The sequence below is a fragment of the Caproicibacter fermentans genome (genome assembly GCF_014303955.1).
GTDB classification, from domain to species: domain Bacteria; phylum Bacillota; class Clostridia; order Oscillospirales; family Acutalibacteraceae; genus Caproicibacter; species Caproicibacter fermentans.
Genome location: NZ_CP060286.1, coordinates 141,100 through 166,204, shown reverse-complemented (window position 1 = coordinate 166,204; position 25,105 = coordinate 141,100). Strand labels below are relative to the sequence as shown.

The following is a 25,105-nucleotide window of genomic DNA, read 5'->3' as shown; positions in this document are numbered from 1 at the left end:
AGTTTGTCCACAAAAAGATAGGAAAAAGAACCATAAACCCCAACAAAGCCGTCCCATAACAAAAAAGCCGTACCGAGCAGCCTTTGCCGGCTGCCGGCACGGTTATACAGTTTCGTGTTACTCGAGCGCTTTCGCGCACCGGGCACAGATATCCGGATGCTCCGGATCGGTGCCGACCGAATCGCTGTAGCACCAGCAACGGGCACATTTTTCCCCGTGAGCATGCGCAACCGAAACAGAAAGCTCCGGAAGCTCCTCGCCCTGGAACGTGCCGGACCCATCGCTGAAAACTTCCACGCCGGAGACAATCAAAACGGTCTTCAGCTCATCTTCCGCCGACTTTACGAAATCATAAAGTTCGCCGGTGCAGTAAAGCTGAACTTCCGCGTCAAGCGGCGCGCCGATCGTCTTGTCCTTACGGGCAATTTCGAGCGCCTTTTTCACTTCGTCGCGAATCTGGTGAATCCGGTCCCACTTTGCGACGAATTCCTCGTCCGCATTCACGTCCACGGGCTTCGGGAGGTCGTTCAGCATGACAAATTCCTGGTTCTCCCGGCTCAGATGCGGCATGCTGTGCCAAATCTCATCCGAGGTAAAGGCAAGAATCGGGGCAACCAGACGGGTAAGACCGGAAAGAATCAGGAACATCGCGGTCTGCGCCGCGCGGCGCTCCTCACTCTCCGCCTTTTCCACATAAAGTCTGTCTTTCAGCACGTCGAGATAAAAATTCGACATATCCACCACGCAGAAATTATGAATCGCGTGATAGGCGGCGTGGAATTCAAAGTTCCGATACGCCTTGTCAACCCCTTGAAGCAGGCCGTTAAAGCGGTTAAGCGCCCAGCGGTCGATCGGAAGAAGACGGTCGGGGGAAACCATATCCCTGTCCGGTGTAAAGTCGGAAAGATTTCCAAGAATGAAGCGGGCGGTGTTGCGGATTTTCCGGTACGCATCGGAAAGCTGCTTCAAAATTTCATTGGAAATACGAACGTCCGCCTGATAATCGCTGGAAGCAACCCAAAGACGGAGAATATCGGCGCCGTACTTCTGGACGACTTCTCCTGGTGCGATGCCGTTGCCAAGGGACTTTGACATCTTGCGCCCTTCCAGATCGATGACCATTCCGTGCGTCAGCACCGCCTTATAGGGGGCCTGTCCCCTCCAGGCAACACTGGTTAAAAGCGAGGATTGAAACCACCCGCGGTGCTGATCGTTCCCTTCCAGATAAAGCTCTGCCGGCCAGTGCAGGTCGTCGCGGGTGGTCAGAACCGCAGCATGGCTGCAGCCGGAGTCAAACCAAACGTCCATGACGTCGGTCTCCTTCGTGAATTCCGTACAGCCGCAATCGCAGTGTGTTCCCTTCGGCAGCAGTTCTTCCGCCGAATGGCTGAACCATGCGTTGGAGCCTTCTTTCCGGAAAGCGGCCGCAACCGCCTCGATCGTTTCGCGGGTGACAAGCTCTTTCCCGCAGTTCTTGCAGTAAAAAATCGGAATCGGTACTCCCCAAAGGCGCTGGCGCGAAATGCACCAGTCCTTGCGGTCGCGGACCATGGAAGTGATGCGGTCGCGTCCCCATTCGGGAATCCACTGTACCTTGTTGATCTCTTCCACCGTTTTGTCCTTGATCGCTTCCACGGAGCAGAACCATTGCTCCGTGGCGCGGAACAGCACCGGATGCTTGCAGCGCCAGCAGTGCGGATACTGGTGGATGATGTGCTTTACGGCAAGCAGGGCGCCGATTTCCTTCAGATAATCGCGGATGGCGCCGTTCGCTTCTTCCGTGGTCAGACCTTCAAAGCGTTTGCCTGCTTCGGCGGTCATCCTGCCGCGGCTGTCGACCGGCACAATGACGGGAATTTCCGGGTAAAAATTATGGCAGACGTCATAGTCTTCAATTCCGTGTCCAGGGGCGGTGTGAACGCAGCCGGTTCCGCTTTCCAGCGTGACATGGTCGCCGAGGATGATCGGAGACGGGCGGTCGATAAACGGATGCACCGTGCGGATATGCTCCAGCTCGCTGCCCTTAAATTCGGCAATCTTTTCATATTCCGAAATGCCGGCTTCCCGCATGGTTGCTTCCGTCAAAGCGGACGCAAGAACATAATACTCGTCCCCCGCTTTTACCAGGGAATAATCGAAATCCGGGCCAAGGCAGATCGCCGTGTTCGCCGGAATCGTCCAAGTCGTCGTCGTCCAGATCACGAAATACGTCTTTGAGAGATCCGCACCCTTGGCCGTCAGCAGACCTTTATCGTCCGTCACGCGAAATTTTACATAAATGGAATCACAGGGATCCTCGCTGTATTCGATTTCCGCCTCGGCCAAAGCCGTTTCATCATGCGCGCACCAGTAAACCGGTTTCAGGCCCTTATAAATATAACCTCTTAACGCCATCTCGCCGAATACTTCGATCTGCTTCGCTTCAAAATCCGGACTGAGCGTTTCATAGGGATGCTCCCAGTCGCCGATCACGCCGAGCCGCTGAAACTGTTCGGTCATGCTGCTGATGTGCGTCAAGGCAAAGTCCCTGCACTGGTTCCGGAAGTAAACGGGATCGTCGTTCCTGCTGTCCAGCCCGACACTGTCGATCGCCTTCCGTTCGATCGGAAGGCCATGGGTATCCCACCCGGGAACATAAGGAGCCTTGTAACCGGCCATATTGCGGTACCGGACAATGATATCTTTCAGAATCTTATTGAGAGCGGTTCCCAGATGGATGTTTCCGTTTGCGTACGGAGGGCCGTCGTGCAGCACATAAAGAGGACGGCCTTCGTTCTTTTTCAAAACTTTCTGATAAAGTTTTTCCTCCTGCCACTTTCCCATCAGATCCGGCTCCCTTTTCGGTAAGCCCGCCTGCATCGGGAAATCAGTCTTTGGAAGGTTCAGGGTGCTTTTATAATCCATTGGTTGACTCTCTCCTTAAGATTTAGAATTCGTGCGGTTTTTAATCCTGCGCCGGCTCGGCTTCAAAGCAGGAGATATCGGCCTGGAACATCTCGGGCGCTTCCTCGCCGGCTTGAGCGGCAGAAGCACTTTGAGGTTCCGGCTCCGGCAGCGGAACAGACGCGGGCACAGCCGCTTCCTGCTTTGACTCCGGCTTGTTGGAGGGCAAGGCGTCGATCAGGGTAAGGTGTTCTTTATATGCGGCAAGCAAATGGGAGCGAAAATCCGAAACAGCCCGCTGCAGACGTTCCATTTCCTTTCTTTGTTCCTCGGTTTTCTCGCGCGCTTCCTGTTCGATATGCTCGGCTTTCAGATTGGCGTCTTTCAGGATGATCTCCGCCCTGTGGCGCGCTTCGCGCACGGAGGCATCCCCAACCTTCTGGGCGCTGATCAGGGCATTTTTGATTTCATCCTCCTGAGAGCGGAACTCCTCTACCTTATTGGCAAGAATTTTCACTTTTTCGGTCATCTGCTGATTTTCAGCCCTCAGCTTATCAATCAGCTCTTCCTGTTCAACCTCTTTTTTCTGCATTTGGTCGACAGTATCCCTGACCTGATCGATAAAGACGTCGACATCGTCGGTTTTGTATCCGGAAAAACCTGATTTACGAAAACTGGCGTTAATAATGTCGTTCATCGAAAGCATAGAAAACACACCCCTACTACAAATATTTTCGGCCCCTTATGATAAGTCTGCCCTTTTTGGTGACAGGTCCCACCCGGTCAAGGACAAACCGGCCTTTTCCCCTGACGGAAAGCTTATCGCCCTCCCGGATTTCTTCCGAAGGAGAAACGACGGTTTCATGATTCAGCTGCACCAAGCCGGAACGAATCAGCTCCGAAGCTTTCTCCCGGCTTGTGGAGACCGCCGCCGCGGCCGCGCAGTCCAGTCGCGCGGAAGCGATTACGGCGGTCCATTCCTCAAAATGATGCGCCTGCGGCAGAGGTTCGCCGTATCCTTCTGACAAGCGGACGCCGATGCCGCCGATTTTCGAAATCTGAGAAATCAGGAATCCGGAAATTTCATCCCGGCAGAAAAAAACGCATCGGCCCTCCTCAACAAGGATATCCCCGAGGGCGCTTCGTTCAATTCCGGCATGAAGAAGCGCCCCCAGAAAATCCCTGTGGGAAAGCCTGTCGCATTTTCGGAAAGCCGCAGTCACTGCCGCAATGGGAAAAGCGTCCCCATCCGGCTGCATAAAGTCGGGGAACGCGCCGAACATCACGCGTTCCGCATCGGGATAGCCGCCCCAAAGCATCGTGCACCGCTCTTTTTCCCGCTGTGCGAAACCATGAACTGCAAAAGCCTCCCGCTCATCGAGAAAGCCCATGAACCTGGCTCTGCCGCCGGATGAGGAAAGGCGCGTGAGGTCGCGGAATCTGGATTCAAGCGCCGCCGAACCCGGTTTCTGTTCCATTAAAAGTAAACGCCGTTACTTTCCAGCTCATCCAGAACATCGTCCCCGGTCAGGTCGACGTTGTACGGCGTTATAATGAACGTACTGGTTGCAACGCGCTTGATTTTTCCGCCGTTGGCGTAGGCAACTCCGCTGAGAAAATCAATGATCCTGCGCGAAACATCCTTGTTGGTGTTTTCAAGATTCAGAACAACGGTGTGCATTTTCAACAGCTCGTCCGCAGTAGCGCAGGTTTCTTCCCCAAAGCGCTCCGGCTTAAAAAGAACCACCTGAAGCTGAGCCGTGGCATGGATATTGACAACCTTATTCCCCGAATTGATCGCCTGCATGCGTCTTGCGGATTCACGCTGCTGCATTTCAGCTTCGCTTTCTCTTTTGTCACCAGCCATTGAATCTACCTCTTCCGGCTCTTCCGCATAGTCGTATTCGTATTCGTCCTCGGGCGGATTCCACATGTCCTTGATTTTTTCTACAAATCCGGGCATAAAATGAGCACCTCCAAAAGCCTATCTATTATAATTTCTCGGTCCGAACAAAGCCGTGCCTACCCGGACCAGATTGGCGCCTGCAAGAATTGCCTGGGGATAGTCGGCAGACATTCCCATTGATAAAAAGTCCATAGCTACATTATCTATTTTTTTGCTCTTTATGTCAACAAAATATTGATTCATCTGCAAAAAATAATTCATCGTCTCTTTTTCCGATGCTCCGGCCGGAGGAATTGCCATCAGTCCGCGGATGCGTACTCCCGGAAGAAGCGAGACCGTTTCCACCAGTTCATACAGATTCTGGGGCAAAACGCCTGATTTATTCGGCTCATGCCCGATATTCACTTCAATCAGTATATCGGTCGTAAGATTCTGTTTTTCACTCAATCTAGAAATTTCTTTTGCCAGTTTTTCCTGATCGACAGACTGAATCATGGAAACGCGCCCGATCAGATATTTCACTTTATTGGTCTGCAAATGGCCGATAAACTGAAGCTCGCAGTGCGAAAGGTCGTAGGAGTCAAACTTATCCTCCAGCTCCTGAACCCTGTTCTCCCCGATATGATCGATTCCAAGCTCAATTCCGTGGTTGATGACCTGCGCGGAAACGGTTTTGGTCGCGGCCAGCAGAGTGATGTCCCGCGGCGTTCTCCCGCTCTTGACCGCGGCCTCCGCAATCCGTTCACGAACTGTTTTTAAATTCTCTTCAACATCCAAAAAACGCTGTTCCAGATCACTGGACAACTTTTCCGTCATATAAATCAGTCCCTTCCTCAACAACTTCATCATGCAGTTTGATGGTTTCGTCCGTCATCAGAGTCTTCATATCCGGGTTCGGATCGCAGATCACATAATTATCCGTACTGTAAAGCGGCACGACCTGACGAAAGCTGAGTTGGCTGCCATGAAGAACATATACCCCGCTAACTTCCTTTTTAGTCGTTTTAACGTTCCCTTTTTCATCTTTTGTTTTTTTTGTTACGGTTTCAAAATGAAGCGCCCTCTGGCTGACACGGATTCCGGTATATTCCCGTTCGACTACCTGGGCCGTCTCCTTGCGGATGGACGCCAGTTCGGAATTCATGTTGCTGCACTGAAGAATTACGGCCGCGTTAGAGTCGGAGCCGGCCTGGTTGACGGCCGCGACGGAAGCGGGAACGGTTACGTTTGAAACAAACGGAAACCGAAGGGATACGGTACCTCCGTCCGCCAGTTGCCTGAACCCCGCGGCCTGCCCGGATGAAACCGTGAACACGAAATACCATTCATAGCTTCTGCTGATCTTCCCGATGGAGGAATCGGAGGCCGTCTTTGCGTCCAGGGCCGCCTGTATCTGGTCGCAGGTAAGGGTCTTAACCTTTGAAAAATCAACCGCGGATTCAAAACCGTCGGTAGAAGAGATAAAATAGCCCGAATCCGACGATACAATCTCACTCAGGGCGGAACCCGCCTGCTGATTCAGCTTTGTGCGCTCCGCCTGCAGCTCCTTCAGCCTGGCGGTGAAATCAGTGACCTTTCCCGTAATGATCTGTCGTTCGTTCAGAAGATACAACAAGTCCTCCCGCGTCTCGCTCAGCGATGACAGGGAGCCGGACACCGTCTGTACAAGAAGATTGGACAACTTGCGGTGAATCTGCTCGTTCAGGGAATCCGGACTTGCCGCATAGGTATCACCCGGCGACTGCAATTCCTCCAGCTGTTTGATTTCGTCATCCACGCTTTCCATTTTATGGAGGGCGGTCACCTGCTGCGCGCTCGAATAAACCTTGGCCACAATGCCCCCCCTTCGCGACTTTATCGCCGGAAGAGAGAACATAATCGATCACGCCGCCGCTGCTTTTCAGCGGAACTTCGTCCCGGACTGCGATTCCGTTCACCTGCACGGAATCGGAAGCGGTAAAATAAGAAGCGGTTTCGGTCTGAATCCCCGTGTAATGAGATTTGTAAACCTGATACCCGACGTACAGAAGCAGCAGCAGCGCAATGGCCGACGCCGCAAGCCGTCTGAGCAAGGGGCTGTTCATTGCAGGACCCACCCCTTTTTCAGAAGAATTTCATCCGCTCTGCGGCACACGGAGCCAAAATCGGGTTCCTCATCAAGGTAAATCCATTCGACCTGCTCCTGCCTCCGGAACCAGGTAAGCTGGCGTTTCGCGTAACGGCGGCTCTCCCGTTTGACCTGTTCCGCCGCTTCCTCAAGGCTGCATTCGCCGTTGAAATACGGGAGAAACTCCTTATAGCCGATCGCCTGCCGGGCGGTCGTTCCGGCCGGCAGGCCGAGCACCCGTTCCGCTTCCCTCACCAGTCCTGCCTCCACCATGCTGTCGACGCGCCGGTTGATCGCTTCATAAAGCCTATTTCTGTCGCGGTAATCCAGACCGATCAGGCACGCGTCGTAAGGCGACGGTTCCCGCCGGGACCGCTCGACCTGCTCGGTCATGGTCGTCCCCGTCGTGCGGTAAATCTCGATGGCGCGCACAAGACGCGCGATATTGTTCGGATGAATCCGCTCCGCCGACCTGGGGTCAAAGCCTTTCAGTTCTTCCCACAAAGCGAGCGGTCCCTGTGCTTCGGCCCTGTGAAACAAACTTTCCCTCAGCACGTCGTCCCGGCCCTCCGGAGTGAAGCTCCGGTGACGAAGCAGGGAAGCGACATACAGGCCCGTCCCTCCCGCCAGGAAAGGCATACAGCCGCGTTCTGAGATTTGCCGGATGCGTTCCGATGCCAGTGCAACATAATCGGCAACGCTGAACGGCCGCTCCGGGTCCTGAAACCCGATCAGATGATGGGGAACGCCCCTCATCTCCTCCCGTGCCGGCTGTGCCGTACCGATGGCCAGGCCTCGGTAAATCTGCATGGAGTCGGCGGAAACGACCTCGCCCCGATGCCGCAGGGCCAGTTCCACCGCAAGCCGGCTCTTCCCTGTGGCGGTCGGGCCGACGACCGCGGCGACCGGAATCCGGTCCATCACTGTATCCTCCCAAACTGACGCTCAAGATCTTTTTTTCTAAGCAGGAAAGAAACCGGTCTGCCGTGCGGACAGTACCGGACATCCTCCCGCTCCACCCGCCGGGCAAGCAAGGCCAGCTCCATCGGGGAAGTATTGTCGCCCGCCTTGACCGCCGCGCGGCAGGCAACATTATGGTACAGCCAGTCGACCTTCCGTGTTGTCAGATCGTTCTTATTCTCGGCGAGATAACCGGCGATTTCCATCACAGCCCCGGAAATGTCCCCGTCATTCAGAATCATCGGGGCGCTGCGCACCAGCACAGTCCCGCCGCCGAAATCCTCCAGCTCGAAACCGGCCTGTCTGCAAAGATCGAGCGACTCAAGCACCGCAGAGTACTCGTTTTTTTCGAGTGTGACCGTCACCGGCTCCAGAAGCATCTGGCAGAACGCATCTCCGCCCTCGTTCTTCAGCTTCTCATACAGCATCCGCTCGTGCGCCGCGTGCTTGTCGACAAACACAAGGCACTCGCCGCGCTCCAGCACGATGTAAGTGCCGAACGCTTCCCCGATCAGCCGTTCCGGCTCTTCCTGCGTTTCCTCACGCGTTTCCGCAGCCGGCGCGACCGGTTCTGGATTTTTTTCCACGCGCGACAGGGCTGCTGCCGGGGGACTGCCGGCTTCCTCCTCCGGCCTCCTCGGAACTGTCATCGCCCCAAAACCGGAAGCCGGTACCGCGCGCGGCACCGGCGCTGAAACTTCCGGAAGATCATCCGCCTCGATGTCGCACGCCGAATCGTTCACGGCGTAGCTTTTTTCCCGTGCCGGCGGTGGAACCTGCGGAAAGCGGGCATCCACCGGTTTTTGCTCCGGCTCTGCGGGGAAACGAATCTGAACCGCGTTTGGAACGGAGGCAAGCGGCGTCCTGCTTTCCCCGTGAAGTGAAAGCACCGTTGGGGTATCCCCGCGGTTGAGAGCGGTTTTCACGCCGTGATAAACGGCGTCGAAAACAGGCTTTTCATTAATAAACCGCACTTCGAGCTTCGTCGGGTGGACGTTGACGTCCACCGTGCCGAGCGGAATCCGAAGATGAAGTACGCACGACGGAATCTTTCCCACCATCAGAGACCCCTTAAACGCCTCTTCCAGCGCGACGGAAGCGGTCCGCGTGCGGACAAAGCGGCCGTTGATAAAAAAGTTCTGCATGCTCCGGTTCGGTCTTGCCGCGGAGGGTTTGCAGACAAAGCCGCTCAGCCTGATTCCGTTCAGCTCGTATTCAACGGGGATCATTCCGGAGGTAAACTCCTTCCCATAAACCGCGTAAACGGCGGATTTCACCCGGCCGTCCCCCGGCGTGTGGAGCGTTTCCCTCCCATCCCTCAAAAAGCGGAACGAAACCTCCGGATGGGACAGCGCCGCTTTGTCCACGACGGCGGCGACCGCGTTGCCCTCGGTTACGTCCTTTTTAAGAAATTTCATTCTGGCCGGCGTATTGTAAAACAGATCGCGCACCACAAAGGTCGTGCCCTTGGGGCAGCCTGCGTCTTCGCAGATATGTTCCCCTTCTCCGTCGATCACGTAATGAGTCCCCGCAAGCTCTTCCGCCGTGCGGGTCAGAAGCTCCACACGCGCCACGGCGGCGACGGAAGCCAGAGCCTCGCCCCGAAAGCCGAGCGTGGCAATCGAGTCCAGATCCTCGCGGCCGGAAATTTTACTGGTTGCGTGAGACAGGAAAGCCAGCGGTACGTCTTCCCGTGCAATGCCGCAGCCGTCATCGGCGACACGCAGAAAAGTAGTCCCCCCGTTTCGGATTTCGACCGTAACGCCTGTCGCACCCGCGTCGACCGCGTTTTCCACCAGTTCTTTGGCGACGGAGGCCGGGCGCTCCACAACTTCGCCCGCGGCGATCAGCTCCGCGACGTGTTTGTCCAGCACATTGATTTTTCCCACAGCGCGCCCTTCTTCCCATTTTTCTTTTATAGATACAAATCCATGATCAGGTCATCGTAATATCTGTCGCCGACCCGAAAATAATCTCTGATTCGCCCGACTGCCTGAAACCCGAATTTTTCATACAGGCGGATCGCATTCGCATTATTTGCGTAGACGTCGAGGTGAATCGTTTTCAGCGTTCCGTTTTCCTTTGCAAAACGGATGAGTTCGGTCAATAGGGCGCTCGCCGCGCCCTGCCGCCAGTATTTCTTTCGTACGGTAATGCCCAGTTCGCAGTTGTGGGCGATTCTTTTCTTGCTTTCCGCCGCAAGGTTCGCGGAACAGGCCAGCTCGCCGCCGACAAAACCCACCAGAAAAAGATTGGCCGGATTTTCACTCTGATCCCGGAGAAACCGCTTTTCTCCTTCGACCGTAAACCGGCATTCGTTTTCCCCGTAGGTGAGGAAATTGCTTTCCCCTCCGACAAGGTTCATGTATTCCACCAGCCGCTCCGCGTCGTTCTCCTCCGCCGGCCGAATCAAAAGCTCTCGCCCGTCTTTTAGAAGACCCTTAGCCAATCCATACCCTCCTCTAAAAACCCGTTTACTTTGCAAGCTTCGTCAGTTCAAACAGCGTGTTCATGCACTCGATCGGAGTCAGGGTATTGACGTCCAGCCCGCCGAGCTTGTCGAGAATCTCCGTCTGGTTCGGCGGGATCAGCGCAAGCTGCATATCGTCTTCGGGGTCCTCTGACTTTTTCACGTTCCCCTTCTGCTGCGGCACCGCGTTTCCGCTGTCCAGCTCCGCCAGAATCTGTTTCGCGCGCGTGATGATCCGGTTTGGAACACCTGCCAGCTTGGCTACTTCAATCCCGTAGCTGTCGTCCGCTCCGCCGCGGATGATACGGCGCAGAAAGGTGATGTCGTCCCCGCGCTTCTTAACCGCGATGTTGTAATTCTTGACCCCCGGAATCAGTTCCTCCAGTTCGGTCAGCTCATGGTAGTGGGTCGCGAACAGGGTCTTTGCGCCAAGCTGCCTGCGGTCCGCCACATATTCCAGCACCGCCCGCGCAATGCTCATGCCGTCGAACGTCGAGGTGCCGCGGCCGATTTCATCCAGAATCAAAAGGCTGTCGCTTGTCGCTTCCTTCACGATTTCCGCCACCTCCGCCATTTCCACCATAAAGGTGGACTGGCCCGAGGCCAGGTCGTCCGACGCGCCGACCCGGGTGAAAATCGCATCCACGATGCCGATTTCCGCGCTCGCCGCCGGAACGAAGCAGCCGATCTGCGCCATGATGACGATCAGGGCGATCTGCCTCATGAAAGTGGATTTTCCCGCCATATTCGGCCCGGTGATAATCGCGACCCGGTTTTCCTCGCGGTCCAGGTCCGCGTCGTTCGGAACAAACGGTTCCTCTGAAAGCGCCTCGACAACGGGATGCCTGCTTTCCTTCAAAATGATTTTTCCATTCAGATTTACGGTGGGCCGGATATATTTCCGGTCGGCCGAAACCTGAGCGAACGAGAGCAGAACATCCAGACGCGCGACGGCGGCGGCCGTTTTCTGCACGCGGCTCATCTGCGCCGCCACCCGCTTCCTGACGGAATCAAAAAGCTGATACTCGAGCTGAACGGATTTGTCGTGCGCGCCAAGGATGCGGCCCTCCAGCTCTTTCAGCTCCGGGGTGATAAACCGCTCGCAGTTTGTCAGGGTCTGCTTGCGGATATATTCGGTCGGCGCCTGGTCCTTGTAGGCGTTGCTGATTTCTATGTAATAGCCGAACACGCGGTTGTACCCGACTTTCAGCTTCGGGATTCCCGTGCGTTCGCGCTCCTGCGCCTCAATCCGGGCAATCACTCCGCGCCCGTCGCTCATGTCGCCTTTGAGATGGTCCAGCTCTTCGCTGAATCCGGGGCGGATCACGCCGCCTTCCCGCACGGAAAACGGGGGCTCGTCCACAATCGCGCATTCAATCAGCCCGCGGAGATCCTGAAGCTCGTCAATCTCCCCCCAGATGCCGCGGAGCATTTCGGAGCGGGAATCCTTGAGCAGCGACTTAAGCATGGGAAGCGATTCGCACGCGAAGGAAAGGCTCCGAAGCTCCCTGCCGTTCGAATTCCCGTAAACGATGCGGGACATCAGCCGTTCCAGATCGTGAATTCCCGAAAGGCGGTTCGACAGGCCGTCGCGAAGGATGCTGTCGTCAAGAAGCTCTTCCACCGCGTTCAGGCGGCGGCCGATCTGCGCCGGGCTTAAAAGTGGATTTTCGATCCAGCTGCGGATCAGCCGTTTCCCCATCGCGGTCCTCGTCCGGTCCAGAACCCATAAAAGCGAACCGCGCTTTTCCTTGCTCCGCATGGTTTCCAGCAGCTCCAGATTCCGCCGCGTATTCAGGTTCAGCCGCATGTACTGGGTTCCGCTGTACAGGTCCAGGTCCTCCATACGCTCCAGCCCGGCGCGTTCGGTCCGTTTCAGGTATTTCAGCAGCGCACCGACCGCGCGTGTGATTTCCGGCTTTTCGGAAAGCTCCAACTCATCCAGATCGTCCTTATGGAACTGCTCCAGCACCAGCGGGGCGCAGGTTTCTGCGGCAAAGTCGTCTCCGGAAAGCAGTTCCAGACTGACGCTCATACGTTTTTTGATAAAATCGGGAAGCGTGCTTAAGTCAAGCGCTTCCTGACCGATCAGAATTTCACGCGGGGAGAACCGGCTCAGCTCGTTGATCAGCCTTTGGGTCAGCTCCTCCGCGTTCTTTCCGTACAGCGTGGTCGCGTGCAGCTCCCCGGTGGAAACATCCGCAAAACAAACGCCGGCCTGCGTGCCGGAAATGCACAGAGAACAGATATAGTTGTTCTTTGACTCGTCCAGCATGCTGTTTTCCAGTACGGTTCCCGGTGTCACGACACGGATGATGTCCCTCTTCACCAGCCCTTTCGCCAGCGCCGGGTCCTCCATCTGCTCGCAGATGGCGACTTTATAGCCCTTTGAAATCAGCCGCGCGACATAGGTTTCATAGCTGTGGAACGGGACGCCGCACATCGGGGCCCGCTCCGCCTGCCCGCAGTCGCGCCCCGTCAGCGTCAGCTCCAGTTCGCGCGAAGCGAGCTTCGCGTCGTCGTAAAACATCTCGTAAAAATCGCCGAGGCGGAAAAAAAGGATCGTATCCGGGTACTGTTTCTTGATTTCAAAATACTGCTTCATCATGGGAGATAATTCCGCCATATTAGTTGACCGCCTCCGTTAATCATTCAATCCGGCATTCGCTTGAATCGGGGAAGAAACCACTCAGTGGCAGCCGCTGCAGGAACCGCATTCTCCGCCGCAGGAGTGTTCGACATAGTCGGCCGTTTCCGGGTCGGCGCCGGAGGCGCTCTGTTCAATGATCGCGTTAACCCGGCGCAGCAGGGTGTCAATCTCCGCCTTCGCTTCGTTATAGGCGATCATGTTCGGAATTTTCATGATCGTTTCATAAAGGCCCCCCAGCTCCTGGTTGTAAGCCTGTATTTTCTCCTGATCTCGGTCCTGCTTCTGCGCCTCCGATTCCAGCGCCATCCGTTTCAGATTGTACTGGCCGATCAGATCCTGAAGCTGCCCGTCATTGTCGGTATTCTGCACCGCAAGCTGCATTTTCAGGTACCGCTCGTCCTTCTGAATCTCTTTGCCCAGTTCTCTTGTCATTTGAATAATATCCATGATCAGTTCTCCTTCTAATTTCTAATAAATAATTAAGCCAGCTCCCCGCCCAAGATCCAGTTGCGCGCGCTGGTGATGCGAACCTCGGCAAAACTGCCGATGAAAGCCGGATCCCCGGCGAAATCAACAATAATATTTCCATCCGTGCGCCCGGTTAACAGACCGGTTTTGGGGTTCTTTTCCTCAACAAGGACCCGCTGCACCGTCCCGACGGAGGAAGCGCACCGAACGGCGGCGATTTTTTCCTGCTCGGCGCACAGCTCCCGCAGCCATTTTGACTTTTCTTCTGCGGGAATCGGGTCCGGCAGCCCCGCCGCTCTTGTTCCCGTCCGGGGAGAATAGATAAACGTAAACAGCGAAGTAAATTCCACCCTGCGGATCAGGTCAACCGTGTCGAGGAACTCTTCATAGCTTTCCCCGGGAAATCCCACAATCACATCGGAAGTCAGCGAAAGGTCTGTAATTTTTTCTTTCGCGTATTGAATCAGGTCCAGATATTGCTCCCGGGTATAGCCGCGGTTCATCTCTTTCAAAACGCGGTTGTTCCCGGATTGGAACGGCAGGTGCAAATGATGGCTGATATGTCTGCCCGCCGCGATGGTATCGATCAGCTCTTTGGTCAGGTCTTTGGGATGAGAGGTCATAAAACGGATCCGGTAATCCCCGTCGATTTCATCCAGCATGCGCAGAAGCCGCGCAAAACTGACCGGAGTCTTGATCGTTTTTCCGTAGGAATTTACATTCTGGCCCAGCAGGGTAATGTCCTTGTATCCGTCGTGAACCAGGCCGCGAAACTCCTCCAGAATCGCCTGGGGCTCGCGGCTGCGTTCCCGGCCGCGCACATACGGCACGATGCAGTAGGAGCAGAAATTGTTGCAGCCGTACATCACGGTCAGCCACGCCTTGACGGCGCCGTCCCGCCGAACCGGAAGCCCTTCCGCAATTTCACGGTCCTCGCTGTCGTCGCCGCGTTCGAACACGCGCTTTTCTTCCGTCAGCACGCGCAGCAACAGCTGAGGAAAACGATGAATCACATGTGTGCCGAACACAAGGCCGACAAACGGGAACACGGAGCGAATCCGCTCCGCCGCCTTTTCCTCTTCCATCATACAGCCGCATACGGCGATCAAAGTGGACGGATGGCGGCGCTTGACGTTCTTCAGAGCTCCTACATTGCCGAAGACCCGGTCTTCCGCGTGTTCCCGAACCGCGCAGGTATTAAATAAGACAAAATCCGCGTCTTCCTCATCCTCCGTAAATGAAAAGCCCATCTGAGCGAGGAAGCCTTTGATTTTTTCGCTGTCGGAAACATTCTGCTGGCACCCGTAGGTGCGAACCAGCGCCATCGGAGCGCTTCCGCGCGCCCGCAGCGCCATGATTTCACGGACTTCCCTGACGGCTTCGTCGTTCTCAAGAGTCTGGGCCTGAGAAAAAAGCGGGGTTTCTGCTGCCAAATTAAATTTCCTCCCATGCTTTGGATTACAGATCATTATAGCATAGCGCCGGAAATGCTTCAAGAAAAAACAGGAAAAAGCATTCCGTCCGCGAGGTCTCAATCGGTACGGTCACAGAACTTGACAGTTTTAATCCATCCCCATACAATTAAGCTGGGGGATGGTAATTAAAGTGAAAAATCTTCTTCATCGTTTATGTACCGTGTACGCGGAGATTTTTACCGAGCTGAAAATAAAATCAAAGAAAAGTTTTCAGAGCTCAAAAAGAAACGTTCTGAAGCGCAACAGCATTTGGAATGATGCAACGCTTTTTGCAGTCTTGTTTTTACTGGTTTTCATTCATAGCAATTTCAATCCGGGTAATTTCTTTGAGCCTGCCGAAAAGACTGCTCCTCTTTCCATTTATGCGGCTACGCTGCTCTGTGGCGCGGCCGGCGTGGCAATCAGGTTCCCGGGCCTGATTAATCGTCTGCATGGAGACAACCGGTTCGACCGGCTTCGTTTTTTTATTCTGGCTGTGCCCGGCTTTCTGGTTTTATTGCAGCCACTTGCCGCCGTGGGTCTTTCGTTCCCCTTTGTTCTGAAAGTTAACGTGTTGGGGCCTCTGGGCTTTTGGACCTGCATTGTTTTTCTGGACTGTATGAAAGGAAAGCCAAATCATAAAGAGGAGGGAATCCGTTGAAAAGCACGAACTGATTGATTGTGTCCTGGAGTTGCTGTGTGTTTTCGGCTTCTTGTACCTGATCACAAAAGGAGAGCAGTATTTAAAGCTTCAAGGTGAACGATACTATACTATGACTTGGGTTGTCGTTTACCGAACCGTAACGCCGATGGTTTTCGGCGGATTGACCCGAATTCCGAGCCTGATTTCGCGATGGCATGATGGCGGGCGGTTCAACCTGGCCCGCTTTCTCGTGCTGGTTGTCCCCGGCATTTTAATCCTCTTGCAGCCAATTTGGTCATTATTTTTTGGGTCTTGTATCCTGTTTCCCCTGTCCATGCAAACCCTCTTTGCCTACGGGATTGCCGTCTGGACTGGGGCCACATTTGTGGATTGTATCAAGGGGAAAAATATTCGGTAGCTTCGTATCAAAAGCGCGGCCCCGCTGTTTCGTACCGCAGCGGGGCCGTGCTTTTATTCGTCGAAATCAATGTGAATCAATCCGTTCGACGTATGAACCGACAGCTTCTTTTCCCCGCCGGAACGGCTTTGCAGATTGCTGACCGCGTTGGTGGTGTCCGCGTCAATCGTATAATCGTTTTCCCGACCCTGAATCGTCCCGCGGATCATTCCGTTGGTGGTTTCCAGCTTGATATCCGGCGACGCGATCCTTTCCAGAGAAATCGCGGCATTGTCCGTTCGCGCCGAAAGCTGCCCGGCGGTTGAGATGTTTTCCATCGAAATGAGCGCGTTTGAAGATTCCAGTTTGACATCCCGCGCGGAAATTCCGGACAAGCAGATGGCGGAATTGCTGGTCTCACAGCGGAAGCCGCCCAGCTTAGAAAAGTCCGAAGCGGCGATGGCGCTGTTCGATGTTTCCACCGTGATATCGCCCGCGAAATCTTTCGGAATCTTCACCGTAATCAGATCCGCCGGATCGATCACGGACCCGTTAATCCATGAATCCGGAAATCTGCTGCCGTAGCTTAAGTCCTTGTTGGCTACGGAAAAAACGCCGTTTTGATTTGACAGCTTGTAAACCTGGTCCTGTGCCGTACAGTATTGAGCCGTGATCTGGTCGCCGTCGGTTGAAACAAGTTCAATCTTTTTGTTTTCCGCGTTCACCTGAACCGTCAAAACACCGTCGGCTGCCGCGGCATAAGTTCTTGATTCCTTCTCACCGCCGTCCCGGGTGCTTGACGAGGAGGCCGTTGCGCTCGTTTTCACCTGTGTGTATGCAGCGAAGCCCAGAGCGGCGGCAGTCAGCGCGGCGACCAGGACGACACCAAAAAATGACACGAGGACGATCGCAACGATTTTTCCCGGTGACATTTGTCTCCTCACCGGATTTTCCGCCAGTATTTTCTGTGCGAGTACATGAACATCGCCCAGCTCGTTTACCGCATTTTCTTCCGGAATCCCGTTTTCTATTTTATCCTCCAGAATTTCACGGTAAAACTGAAGAATTTTTTCCCTCTCGCCGCGCGGAAGAGACCTTAAGAGAAATTTCAGCCGACGAAAATACTGTTTCTTATTCATCGGTTTCTGCCTCCTGACAAATAAAATCATGAATCCGAACCAGATCCTGCCACTCTTCAAAAAAATCTTTGATTTTCCGCCGCCCCGTATCCGTAATCCGATAGTATTTTCGCAGCCTTCCATTGTGCGCCACCGAATATACCGCTAAAAATCCGCCGGATTCCAGGCGCCGCAGAATCGGATACAGCGTTGACTCGGAAATCGTTACGCAGGACGAAACGTCGCGAATAATCTGGTAGCCGTAAGAATCCTTTCGGCTGACCGCCGCCAGCACGCAGATATCCAAAACTCCTTTTTTCAGCTGTGTGTCCAAGGCAATACCTCCGATTAGGATATATTATACATAGCATAGTATTCCCTGTCAAGAGGATTCGCACCTTATTTCAGCGTTATGACAACCGGTTCGTTGGGAACGGCGGGCGGCGTCCAGTCGCGCGTCAGATAAATGATTCCGCCCTTCCAATGATTGACAGAAACGATTTCTTCCATTCGATTTTCGCTGCTGCGATCGCTGAACGACTTCACATCCCAGTTCCCTGCGGAATCGGAATAAACACTGCTGAAAATTTGCGAAAGGTTCTTTCCGTCAATGGGTTTTTCAAACGTCAGATTCAGTCGGCTGCCGTTCTGTTCCAACTGCGTCATCCGGATGGAATCCGAAAGCGGCGAAGCCGTTTTATTTTTTACATCAACTTCAACGGTTCTCATCGATTTCGGCAGCCAGCCGACACTTTCCAGTTTAAGGTACAAATGCTTGGAATGAGAGAAAAAATTGCTTTCCAGATAAACATCGCGGACATTGTCGCCGAAGGGGTCAAAGGTCGCGGTTATCCCGTTTTTTCTGCCGCTCCACATATTTCCCTGTTCATCCGACAGACTGAACGCGATATTCCGAAGCAACGCGGTATTGGTTTTCGGCGTATCCAACGTGATTTTCGTCATAGTCGGAGCAATTTCCACCGATTGAACGATGAGCCTCTGCCCTGAAACGGAATACTCTTTTTGAATTCCGAATTTTTCCGGCTCCTGAAACAGGGAATGGTCGATCGAAACATCCATGGTAAAATTCGCCGCCGCTGGCGCGTCCGGCACAACCGCGGACCTGTCCGCCGCAATCAGCTCAAGGTGAATCTTTTCAGGCGTTTCGGAGCCATTTGTAAACTGGTAATGGATTTTTTGCAGCGCCTCCGCGCCGTTTTCCGGTCCCTCGCAGTAAGAAGTATATTCGACTTTTTTTCCAAATTCATCGGTCAGCCCGCCAAGGCCCGCGCCCCGCAGTTCAAGACTCCGTCCGTCGGCGGAATGGAGCGAATAAAACAGAACCAGCTGACTTTTGTCGGCAATCAAATACGGAATGGACAGGGTCACTCCATCCTTTGTCTGCGACAGTCCGACGGGCTGCACATACTCATTGTCAATCGCAGCTTTCAGCCCCGGCTCATACGTAACCGCTTTTGCAAGATCGCTGAGCAGAGGGATTCCTCCCACGGAGCGCGCGAACGCGACGGAGGTGTTTGCCAATATGACAAAGCAGGCCAAAGCCGCCGCGACTGCGGAAACCGGTATCTTCCAAAAGCGCGCTCTTTTTCTGGCCCTGCCGACCCTTTCCAGACAGCGCAGCGTCGTGCTTTGAAGCGCCGCAGGTTCATTTTCCAATTCTCTTTGCAGTGTCATAAATTCTTCCATACGGTTCATTCCAAATCCTCCTTCAGCTCCAGTCTCAACAGTTCCAACGCCCTGCGCTGTCTGGTTGCCGCCGTCCCCTGCGGAATTCCAAGCCGCTGCGCGGTCTCGGCGACGGTCAGCCCGGCATAATACCGCAGCACAACCACGCTGCGCAATTCCTCCGGCAAGCGGCGGACCGCCTCTTTGAGCGGCAGTGCGTCATACTGTTCCCGCGCCTGTTCCGGAATCGTCTCCACCGAAGTTTCCCGTTTGCCGCGCTTTAACTCCTTTTTACAGACATTGATCAGAATGCGGGTCATCCAGGTTTCAAAAAACTCTTTCCTCCTCAATTTTTTCCTCGCACCGTACCCTCGGAAGATTGCTTCGTCCACGGCTTCCAGCGCGCTGTTTTCATTCCCGAGATAGCCGAAAGCAATCCGGTACAATCTTCGTTTCAATTGGTCCGTCCTTTCAAAGAAGGATGTGTCGTCCACTGCCGCACCTCATTTCCTCATTTCGCGCTCATCTGTTAGATTCACGAGCGGGTTGTTTTTATTGAAAACTTCGAGTATTTTTTCGCATCGGCTGCGATTTCCTTGAAAAAAAGGCCGTCCCAAAACGGGACGGCCAGAAAAATTATTTATTTTGGACGGTACAGTCCGGGCGAAAAGCGCCACAGGAGAATGCTTTTTCTCAATCCCGGGTCCATTCTGCGGTCAACCGTCAGTAAGTGATTATAGCCAAAAGCCTGGAGGCACCCCCGTACGGAGCGAATATCGTTCCCTTCGCGAAGCAGGACGTCGACCGCGTTCATGACGGCCTGCGGCGCTCGGACCCGTTCGATCAGCCGAAGCAGTTCCGTATCCCCCGGGCAGTTGGTTCTGACCGCGTCCGCAACGCGAAGGACCGACTCCACGCGCTGAAAAATATCCGTGCCCGCCGGTTTCTGTTTTCCGCGCTTCAGTTCGCTAATTTCGTTTCGTTTCAGCACCACGGGCGCCTGCACGACAGAGTCCGAAAGCAGCAGGCATCGCGCGATAAACTCCTCCGAATAACCGTAACGGCAGGATTCTTCAAATTCAATCTGCCGGTCCAGCAGGAATCCGCGCCGGATTAAAACGGCGGAAATGTCAATGGCGGAGCCGTGGAGAACCCAGTTCTTCAAATACTGACCCCCGCCGCGGTGAAGAATCGCGCTGCTCAGCGAACGGCGCTCGGCTGCGCGGGCTTCCTCCCGGCCCGTACAGCCGAATACGAAATCAGCTTTTGTCCGCTTCGCCGTTTCCAGATAAACAGAAATAAAATTTTCATATAATCTGCGGGCAAATACAAAGGAAACGTAACTGCCGTCCGCCTTTTGGATACCCGTATTCAGCGCTGCGGAAGCCGTTGAATTTCCATTCTGAATCACATAACCGTGAAGTCCCATATCCTTCATCCGGCGAACCGCCTGCAAAACCGTGCGGTCAGTGGAACCCATGTCGACGACAATTAATTCCGAGCTCACGCTCTCGGTCTGCTTCTGAATAAAATCGAGAACACCCACAATTTCTTCTTCAACATTTTTGACCGGCAATATAAGGGAAAGTTCCATAGCCTTCACAGTGACATACACCTCAACTTTTTCAGTCCTGCAATAAAAGTATATCATATTGCCGGCGGGAGGAAAGCCTTATTTTTAACAGATCGCGGATATAAATTACCGATTTCTTGTTTAGTTTCCCTGCCTGTCATATTAATCCGACAAAATTGTAAAAAAATATGACACTTTTATAAAATTGTCTATTTTATGCCTTTCGGCAAAAAGGTATTTTAAAAAAGGGGGGTGATCAGCATGAAATTTGATTCCGTTATGAAAAGAGCCGCAATCGGGGCAACCGTGGACCTTGCTCTTCGGAAAATCGTGGACGACCCCCGCCGAAGCATGAAAAACGCGGTGGATTTGTTCAGCTACATGACCGAGGACCTGTTCGGTGAAAGCACGATGTCAAAGATACGCCGTGAGGCGGAAAATCCAAGAAGCTGTTTCTACCGCATGATAACCTCGATGGTTCAGAATGTGGACCATTTCATTTTAAAAACTGTCGGTACTAATATGTGCTATAACCGTATCGCCATTCTGTCTGAACCGGAGCGGGTTGCCGTGGAAAAGCAGCCGAAAGGGTCCCTCCCGTTTTCACCCGGTCGGCTTTCCGAAAAGGTAAAGTCGGCAAAAGAAGCAGGAATCTATTTCTTCGTCCTCTGCGGTTATCGTCCTCTCCGTTTTCGTGAAAGGATTCTCGACATATGCCGAAAAAACAGGGACTGTGTCTTTTATATTGCCGCTGATGGGAACGATATCAATGAAAATCTCGCCGGGGGAGATCGCGAAGGCCGGAAACATTATTTTATCCGTTAGAATCAACACCCGGATCGAGCCTGAAAAAATGGTCGCTGAATGCAGCCGTTTCTTTCAAATTTTAAAAAAGCAGAAATGCCTGTTCGGCTATATCGCTGAAATAGGATCCTCCTCGGCTAAATCATGCTGCAGCGACGGCTTCATCAACTGTATGGCAAAATATGGCTGTCTGTTCGGCTGGTATTACGCTGCGGAGCAGGGAGGCCAAAACAGCGCCTGCCGTCTGGCTGTAAACAGGCTGATGAAATATTCCTTAACTTCCCGAAGCAAGCCGCTGCTTCTTCTCAGTACGGATAACGACCGAATGATCCTGAACCGGTTTGTAACTGGAGGACGGTGTTATTTGATTTTTTCAGACAAAGCGGTAAAGCGCCACTGCCAAACCCCAAAGACGCGTTGGTGTTAACGCCGGTCCGGCCCTTTGGATTGGTCGGCAATCCCGCCCAAATATCTCGCGGCCGCAACCTTTTTGCTGTCGTCGATGAAATACTTCAACCTGTCCACCAATTCCTGCGGCTGTTCTTTCATTCCGCTGCGAGCCCACTGTATTACGATCCCGACCAGACCGTATGTATAGAACTCGGCGATAAAATTCTTATCCGCTTCCTGAATTTCTTTCCCGTCCTCCACCGCGTTGACAATCTCTACCAGCAGGCTTTTCGTCAGAGTGAAAAAATAATCCTGAAAAGCGTTCTGCCCTGTCACATTCAACGCGTTTCTGTAAAAAAATTTTTCTCGTTTCATGATGCTAAGGATTTCAAGCAGAACATCGCTCCAGTCCTGAAAGGTCTTGCGGGAGGAGACGGCGGAAACAACCTCGTTGTAGTAAATCCAGTTTACAAGATCATACTTATCTTTAAAATGATAATAAAACGTCTGGCGGTTGATTCCGCAGTGCTGCACAATGTCTGCGACCGATATTTTTCTGAGATCCTCTTTTTTCATGAGTTCCTTGACGGATTGTGCAATCGCCTTTTTGGTGATGAGCGACTCGGACATAAACACCCCCTGCTTTCCCGACGAATCATTCGCTGCTTCTCCGGTCCTGTTCCTCATTGATCGGACACGGCAGCAGAAACGTTACCATTGTCGCGTGTCTGGCGGCAGCCTTTAATACCGTGATTTTTATTTTCTGGAATTCAAAATTATCCCCCGCGGCGGGTATTTTTCCAAGCTGTTCCATCACCCAGCCGCTGACCGTCACGGAATCGAATTCATCATCCGATTTCTTCAGGTCGAAAAAATCAAACATATCATCCAGGTTTGCCGCGCAGTTGACTTCATAAGTCAAATCGTCTATCTTCTTAAAATAATCGATCACTTCATCATGTTCGTCCCAAATGTCTCCTACAAGCTCTTCCAGAATATCTTCCATTGTCACGATGCCTTCCGTGCCGCCGAATTCGTCGACAACAACGGCCATATGTGTTTTTACCTGCTGCAAAAGCCGCAGAAGATCCGATATCTTCATGCCCGTGCCGACATAAGAAACCTTTTTTACGATCTGTGAAACACTGGGTTCTCCCCGGTGCAAAGCCCGGAAATAGTCTTTCTCATGAATCATACCCACAATATTGTCAATGGATTCCTCGTAAACCGGCAGGCGCGAATAATTTGTATTTAAAAACAGCTCGGTGATTTTTTCCATAGGCATTTTTTGATCAACCGCTACGATATTTACTCTTGGAGTTAAAATGTCGTTCGCATCAAGGTCGTTAAACTCGATCGCGGAGCGAATCAGCTCCCCGTTGCGCTCATCGATGCCGCCGTCGTTCTGAGCTTCGTCGACGAAAGTCATCAGCTCCTCCTGCGTAACTTTTTTTTCATCCTTGCGCTTAAAAAGATGCCCCAGCAGCTTCTTCCACCATGAGGAAAGATAATTCAGGGGCGTGAAGAGAAAAACGAAAAAAGTCAGCGCCGGAGTAGCCGAAAGCGCAAAACTTTCGGGACTTTCCTTAGCAAGGAACTTTGGGGATATCTCCCCCAAAATCAATACGATCACCGTCATGGCGGCGGTGGAAATTGTAATGCCTGCGCTCCCGTATAAGTTTGTAAAGACAATCGTCGCAATGGAAGCGCCCGCAATATTGACAATATTGTTGCCGATCAGAATCGTGGAAAGCAGGCTGTCGTAATTCTCCGCCAGATGAAAAGCTGCGGCGGCACGCGCGTTCCCGTTATTCGCCAAACTTTTAATTCTCACTTTATTCAGAGTTGTAAACGCTGTTTCGCTGGCAGAAAAAAAAGCCGACATCAGCGTGAACGCTAAAATCAATAAGATTTGGTATGTCATGCAGATCCCCTTTTGAATTTTATTGTTTATTTTTTACTTTTTATTTTATCACGATTTCCATATTTTTTCAATTTCATTCCTATCATCGGATTTTTTTAAAAATTTCCGAATAGCTCTTGCAAAAAAATGACGAATATGATATTATAACAAAGCTGTTTGAAAGGCAAGACATTTGGGGTATTGCTCAGATGGAAGCGCAAGCTACCACCTGTACTCCCCCACAAGAAAAAGACAAACGAAAAATTGGAAGATCCGGAAAACCGCATGAATGCTAGGTTTTCTGACATGAGGGGCATTAGCTCAGCTGGGAGAGCGCCACACTGGCAGTGTGGAGGTCAGCGGTTCGATCCCGCTATGCTCCACCAAAAACAGGAAACCACAAGGCCAAAAGCCCTGTGGTTTATCTTTTATCTGACAGCGACCGGACACTTGATAGAAAAATCGGGGCAGGTGGAAGTGTTTCCATTACGAAAATACTTTACGATAAATTCATAGCATCATGGATGGGAGGCGGTGTCAGTTGCTGCGGCTCAACGGAACCTTAATGTCCCGCGACACACAGGTTGCTCAGGTAAAAGACGGCAATCTGGAAGTGATAAACGAGGCTCTTCTTCCTCTGTATTTAAAACGAACCGGCTATTTGGAAGGCTGGCTTGAAAGCAGGGCAATCGACCGGCACCGCACGAACTCAAGGCTTCTGAAAAAGGCGCTGCGGCTCAGCAATTACGATGATGTTTCCATGGTCCTGAAAGTCAGCGCCGCCACCATCACCGATACCTACTGGTTTAAGGGCGACGAGGAAAGCACACTCACCTATCGTGACATTGTGTTTAAAGAGAATTTGTTCGACAAGCTGGCTTTGTACGGTGACCCAGACAGCTTTAATTTAAAATACAGCCCCACTCCGGAGCTGACCAATATCGGGAGCTACGAAAAATGCTGGAGGCTGATCGACGGGCACTGGTGGCTTTATAAGCAGGGCAACGACATGGAACGGTTCTCAGAAATGTTTATTTATGAGCTGGGGAAAGCTCTGGGCTTCTCCATGGCGGAATATGAACTGGACGGCAAGTACATCCGCAGCCGTGATTTCACGGACGGCGCCAGTGTCAACTATGAGGCGGCGAACGGTCTTGTCGGTGACAACGACGACTATATTTTTAATTTTGATGCCTTTGAAACGTTATTCCCAGATACCGCCAAGCAGTATGTCACCCTGATTTATCTGGACACTTTATGCTTCAATATGGACAGGCATACGGAAAATTACGGGATTCTGCGCGATGTGCAGACCGGGGCGGTGCTGTCCTTGGCACCAAATTTTGATAACAACATTGCTCTTCTGTCAAGGGGTTACCCAAAAAACGAATACCGCAAAAACGATAAGCTGATCGAGCTCTTTCAGGAACTGCTGTTGAAGCGTCCAAAGGCGCTTCAATACTTTACGAAACAAATCATCCATAAGCTCGACCGAAATCTCATCCTTTCCTGCTGTGACAAGATCCCGGTCAAGGTCGACCGCGATTTCCTATGCAACTTCATCCTCAGCGCGGATCGTCAGATATCACAGCTTTTTCAGAGCAACGGTATATCAAATGGATTCGAAGACGAACCCCGGCAATCACTGTAGCGGGAAATAGCTTCAAACAAAATCCGAATCAGTAATATATTG

General features: G+C 52.8%; 24 protein-coding genes and 1 tRNA gene. 5 read left to right on the top strand and 20 right to left on the bottom strand.

The annotated features are described in order from the left end of the window. Window positions 1–117: 117 nt before the first annotated feature. From ileS to miaB, 13 genes are all read right to left on the bottom strand, one after another. Window positions 118–2,904, bottom strand: coding sequence for an isoleucine--tRNA ligase (gene ileS, locus HCR03_RS00820; RefSeq protein WP_066642483.1), 2,787 nt, complete (start codon window positions 2,902–2,904; stop codon window positions 118–120). Between the two features lie 40 nt (window positions 2,905–2,944). Continuing rightward, a complete protein-coding gene (locus HCR03_RS00815; protein ID WP_066642486.1) occupies window positions 2,945–3,589 on the bottom strand; it encodes a DivIVA domain-containing protein in 645 nt (214 codons plus the stop codon). Between the two features lie 16 nt (window positions 3,590–3,605). Next, entirely contained in the window at window positions 3,606–4,361 is a 756-nt protein-coding gene (locus HCR03_RS00810) for a YlmH/Sll1252 family protein (protein WP_066642489.1), read from the bottom strand. Next, a complete protein-coding gene (locus HCR03_RS00805) occupies window positions 4,361–4,846 on the bottom strand; it encodes a cell division protein SepF (RefSeq protein WP_066642491.1) in 486 nt (161 codons plus the stop codon). The genes HCR03_RS00810 and HCR03_RS00805 overlap by 1 nt, the downstream gene beginning before the upstream one ends. Window positions 4,847–4,867: 21 nt before the next feature. Further along, on the bottom strand, window positions 4,868–5,605 hold the full coding sequence (locus HCR03_RS00800; protein WP_066642493.1) for a YggS family pyridoxal phosphate-dependent enzyme: 738 nt from the start codon (window positions 5,603–5,605) through the stop codon (window positions 4,868–4,870). After that, the gene (locus HCR03_RS00795; protein WP_187036236.1) at window positions 5,583–6,623 is read right to left on the bottom strand and encodes an HlyD family efflux transporter periplasmic adaptor subunit; all 1,041 of its coding nucleotides are present in this window, start codon (window positions 6,621–6,623) and stop codon (window positions 5,583–5,585) included. The genes HCR03_RS00800 and HCR03_RS00795 overlap by 23 nt, the downstream gene beginning before the upstream one ends. Then, on the bottom strand, window positions 6,577–6,873 hold the full coding sequence (locus HCR03_RS19980; RefSeq protein ID WP_187036235.1) for an HlyD family efflux transporter periplasmic adaptor subunit: 297 nt from the start codon (window positions 6,871–6,873) through the stop codon (window positions 6,577–6,579). The genes HCR03_RS00795 and HCR03_RS19980 overlap by 47 nt, the downstream gene beginning before the upstream one ends. After that, entirely contained in the window at window positions 6,870–7,817 is a 948-nt protein-coding gene (gene miaA, locus HCR03_RS00785) for a tRNA (adenosine(37)-N6)-dimethylallyltransferase MiaA (protein WP_156990173.1), read from the bottom strand. The genes HCR03_RS19980 and miaA overlap by 4 nt, the downstream gene beginning before the upstream one ends. Continuing rightward, a complete protein-coding gene (mutL, locus tag HCR03_RS00780) occupies window positions 7,817–9,745 on the bottom strand; it encodes a DNA mismatch repair endonuclease MutL (RefSeq protein WP_187036233.1) in 1,929 nt (642 codons plus the stop codon). Before mutL ends, miaA begins: the two co-directional genes overlap by 1 nt. 26 nt (window positions 9,746–9,771) lie before the next feature. Then, window positions 9,772–10,305 (bottom strand): GNAT family N-acetyltransferase, encoded by a 534-nt coding sequence (locus HCR03_RS00775; RefSeq protein WP_066642502.1) that lies wholly within the window; start codon window positions 10,303–10,305, stop codon window positions 9,772–9,774. Window positions 10,306–10,330: 25 nt separating this feature from the next. Beyond that, complete coding sequence (gene mutS / locus HCR03_RS00770) at window positions 10,331–12,952, bottom strand: DNA mismatch repair protein MutS (protein WP_187036230.1); 2,622 nt, start codon at window positions 12,950–12,952, stop codon at window positions 10,331–10,333. Window positions 12,953–13,015: 63 nt separating this feature from the next. Beyond that, on the bottom strand, window positions 13,016–13,423 hold the full coding sequence (locus tag HCR03_RS00765; RefSeq protein WP_156990175.1) for a YlbF family regulator: 408 nt from the start codon (window positions 13,421–13,423) through the stop codon (window positions 13,016–13,018). 32 nt (window positions 13,424–13,455) lie between these two features. Then, on the bottom strand, window positions 13,456–14,877 hold the full coding sequence (miaB, locus tag HCR03_RS00760; RefSeq protein ID WP_267459202.1) for a tRNA (N6-isopentenyl adenosine(37)-C2)-methylthiotransferase MiaB: 1,422 nt from the start codon (window positions 14,875–14,877) through the stop codon (window positions 13,456–13,458). Between the two features lie 172 nt (window positions 14,878–15,049). On the opposite strand from miaB, the gene HCR03_RS00755 reads away from it, so the two are divergent. Next, window positions 15,050–15,559, top strand: a complete 510-nt coding sequence (locus HCR03_RS00755) for a hypothetical protein (protein WP_156990177.1) — start codon at window positions 15,050–15,052, stop codon at window positions 15,557–15,559. 453 nt (window positions 15,560–16,012) lie between these two features. On the opposite strand, the gene HCR03_RS00750 is transcribed toward HCR03_RS00755, so the two are convergent. The 5 genes from HCR03_RS00750 to HCR03_RS00730 form a co-directional block, all read right to left on the bottom strand. Beyond that, complete coding sequence (locus tag HCR03_RS00750) at window positions 16,013–17,077, bottom strand: DUF4097 family beta strand repeat-containing protein (protein ID WP_187036218.1); 1,065 nt, start codon at window positions 17,075–17,077, stop codon at window positions 16,013–16,015. Then, window positions 17,070–17,390, bottom strand: coding sequence for a PadR family transcriptional regulator (locus HCR03_RS00745; protein WP_066642516.1), 321 nt, complete (start codon window positions 17,388–17,390; stop codon window positions 17,070–17,072). Before HCR03_RS00745 ends, HCR03_RS00750 begins: the two co-directional genes overlap by 8 nt. A gap of 65 nt (window positions 17,391–17,455) precedes the next feature. Further along, window positions 17,456–18,772 carry a DUF4179 domain-containing protein gene (locus tag HCR03_RS00740; RefSeq protein ID WP_187036216.1) on the bottom strand — a complete coding sequence of 439 codons (1,317 nt, stop codon included), beginning with the start codon at window positions 18,770–18,772 and terminating at the stop codon, window positions 17,456–17,458. Further along, window positions 18,769–19,200, bottom strand: a complete 432-nt coding sequence (locus HCR03_RS00735; RefSeq protein WP_156990180.1) for a sigma-70 family RNA polymerase sigma factor — start codon at window positions 19,198–19,200, stop codon at window positions 18,769–18,771. The genes HCR03_RS00740 and HCR03_RS00735 overlap by 4 nt, the downstream gene beginning before the upstream one ends. 182 nt (window positions 19,201–19,382) lie before the next feature. After that, entirely contained in the window at window positions 19,383–20,336 is a 954-nt protein-coding gene (locus HCR03_RS00730; protein WP_228725228.1) for a glycosyltransferase family 2 protein, read from the bottom strand. A 240-nt stretch (window positions 20,337–20,576) separates the two neighbouring features. Here HCR03_RS00730 and HCR03_RS00725 point away from each other — a divergent pair, with 240 nt between their 5' ends. Together HCR03_RS00725 and HCR03_RS00720 are read left to right on the top strand one after the other, a co-directional pair. Next, window positions 20,577–21,140, top strand: a complete 564-nt coding sequence (locus HCR03_RS00725) for a hypothetical protein (RefSeq protein WP_187036214.1) — start codon at window positions 20,577–20,579, stop codon at window positions 21,138–21,140. Beyond that, window positions 21,085–21,546 carry a hypothetical protein gene (locus tag HCR03_RS00720; RefSeq protein ID WP_187036212.1) on the top strand — a complete coding sequence of 154 codons (462 nt, stop codon included), beginning with the start codon at window positions 21,085–21,087 and terminating at the stop codon, window positions 21,544–21,546. Before HCR03_RS00725 ends, HCR03_RS00720 begins: the two co-directional genes overlap by 56 nt. Here the strand turns inward: HCR03_RS00720 and dhaS are convergent. After that, a complete protein-coding gene (gene dhaS / locus HCR03_RS00715; protein WP_066642529.1) occupies window positions 21,543–22,139 on the bottom strand; it encodes a dihydroxyacetone kinase transcriptional activator DhaS in 597 nt (198 codons plus the stop codon). The two genes, HCR03_RS00720 and dhaS, sit on opposite strands and share 4 nt — an antisense overlap. Window positions 22,140–22,164: 25 nt before the next feature. After that, on the bottom strand, window positions 22,165–23,433 hold the full coding sequence (locus HCR03_RS00710; protein WP_156990183.1) for an HlyC/CorC family transporter: 1,269 nt from the start codon (window positions 23,431–23,433) through the stop codon (window positions 22,165–22,167). A gap of 289 nt (window positions 23,434–23,722) precedes the next feature. On the opposite strand from HCR03_RS00710, the gene HCR03_RS00705 reads away from it, so the two are divergent. Together HCR03_RS00705 and HCR03_RS00700 are read left to right on the top strand one after the other, a co-directional pair. Continuing rightward, a tRNA-Ala gene (locus HCR03_RS00705) sits at window positions 23,723–23,798 on the top strand. 155 nt (window positions 23,799–23,953) lie between these two features. After that, complete coding sequence (locus tag HCR03_RS00700; protein WP_187036195.1) at window positions 23,954–25,063, top strand: HipA domain-containing protein; 1,110 nt, start codon at window positions 23,954–23,956, stop codon at window positions 25,061–25,063. The last annotated feature ends 42 nt before the right edge of the window (window positions 25,064–25,105 follow it).

Coding starts and splice junctions, on each gene's coding strand:
- HCR03_RS00725 (WP_187036214.1), top strand. CDS start 20,577: ATGAAATTTGATTCCGTTATGAAAAGAGCCGCAATCGGGGCAACCGTG.
- HCR03_RS00810 (WP_066642489.1), bottom strand. CDS start 4,361: ATGGAACAGAAACCGGGTTCGGCGGCGCTTGAATCCAGATTCCGCGAC.
- dhaS (WP_066642529.1), bottom strand. CDS start 22,139: ATGTCCGAGTCGCTCATCACCAAAAAGGCGATTGCACAATCCGTCAAG.
- HCR03_RS19980 (WP_187036235.1), bottom strand. CDS start 6,873: ATGAACAGCCCCTTGCTCAGACGGCTTGCGGCGTCGGCCATTGCGCTG.
- miaA (WP_156990173.1), bottom strand. CDS start 7,817: ATGGACCGGATTCCGGTCGCCGCGGTCGTCGGCCCGACCGCCACAGGG.
- HCR03_RS00815 (WP_066642486.1), bottom strand. CDS start 3,589: ATGCTTTCGATGAACGACATTATTAACGCCAGTTTTCGTAAATCAGGT.
- HCR03_RS00710 (WP_156990183.1), bottom strand. CDS start 23,433: ATGACATACCAAATCTTATTGATTTTAGCGTTCACGCTGATGTCGGCT.
- HCR03_RS00730 (WP_228725228.1), bottom strand. CDS start 20,336: ATGGAACTTTCCCTTATATTGCCGGTCAAAAATGTTGAAGAAGAAATT.
- mutS (WP_187036230.1), bottom strand. CDS start 12,952: ATGGCGGAATTATCTCCCATGATGAAGCAGTATTTTGAAATCAAGAAA.
- HCR03_RS00750 (WP_187036218.1), bottom strand. CDS start 17,077: ATGAATAAGAAACAGTATTTTCGTCGGCTGAAATTTCTCTTAAGGTCT.
- HCR03_RS00720 (WP_187036212.1), top strand. CDS start 21,085: ATGAAAATCTCGCCGGGGGAGATCGCGAAGGCCGGAAACATTATTTTA.
- HCR03_RS00800 (WP_066642493.1), bottom strand. CDS start 5,605: ATGACGGAAAAGTTGTCCAGTGATCTGGAACAGCGTTTTTTGGATGTT.
- HCR03_RS00765 (WP_156990175.1), bottom strand. CDS start 13,423: ATGGATATTATTCAAATGACAAGAGAACTGGGCAAAGAGATTCAGAAG.
- ileS (WP_066642483.1), bottom strand. CDS start 2,904: ATGGATTATAAAAGCACCCTGAACCTTCCAAAGACTGATTTCCCGATG.
- HCR03_RS00740 (WP_187036216.1), bottom strand. CDS start 18,772: ATGAACCGTATGGAAGAATTTATGACACTGCAAAGAGAATTGGAAAAT.
- HCR03_RS00805 (WP_066642491.1), bottom strand. CDS start 4,846: ATGCCCGGATTTGTAGAAAAAATCAAGGACATGTGGAATCCGCCCGAG.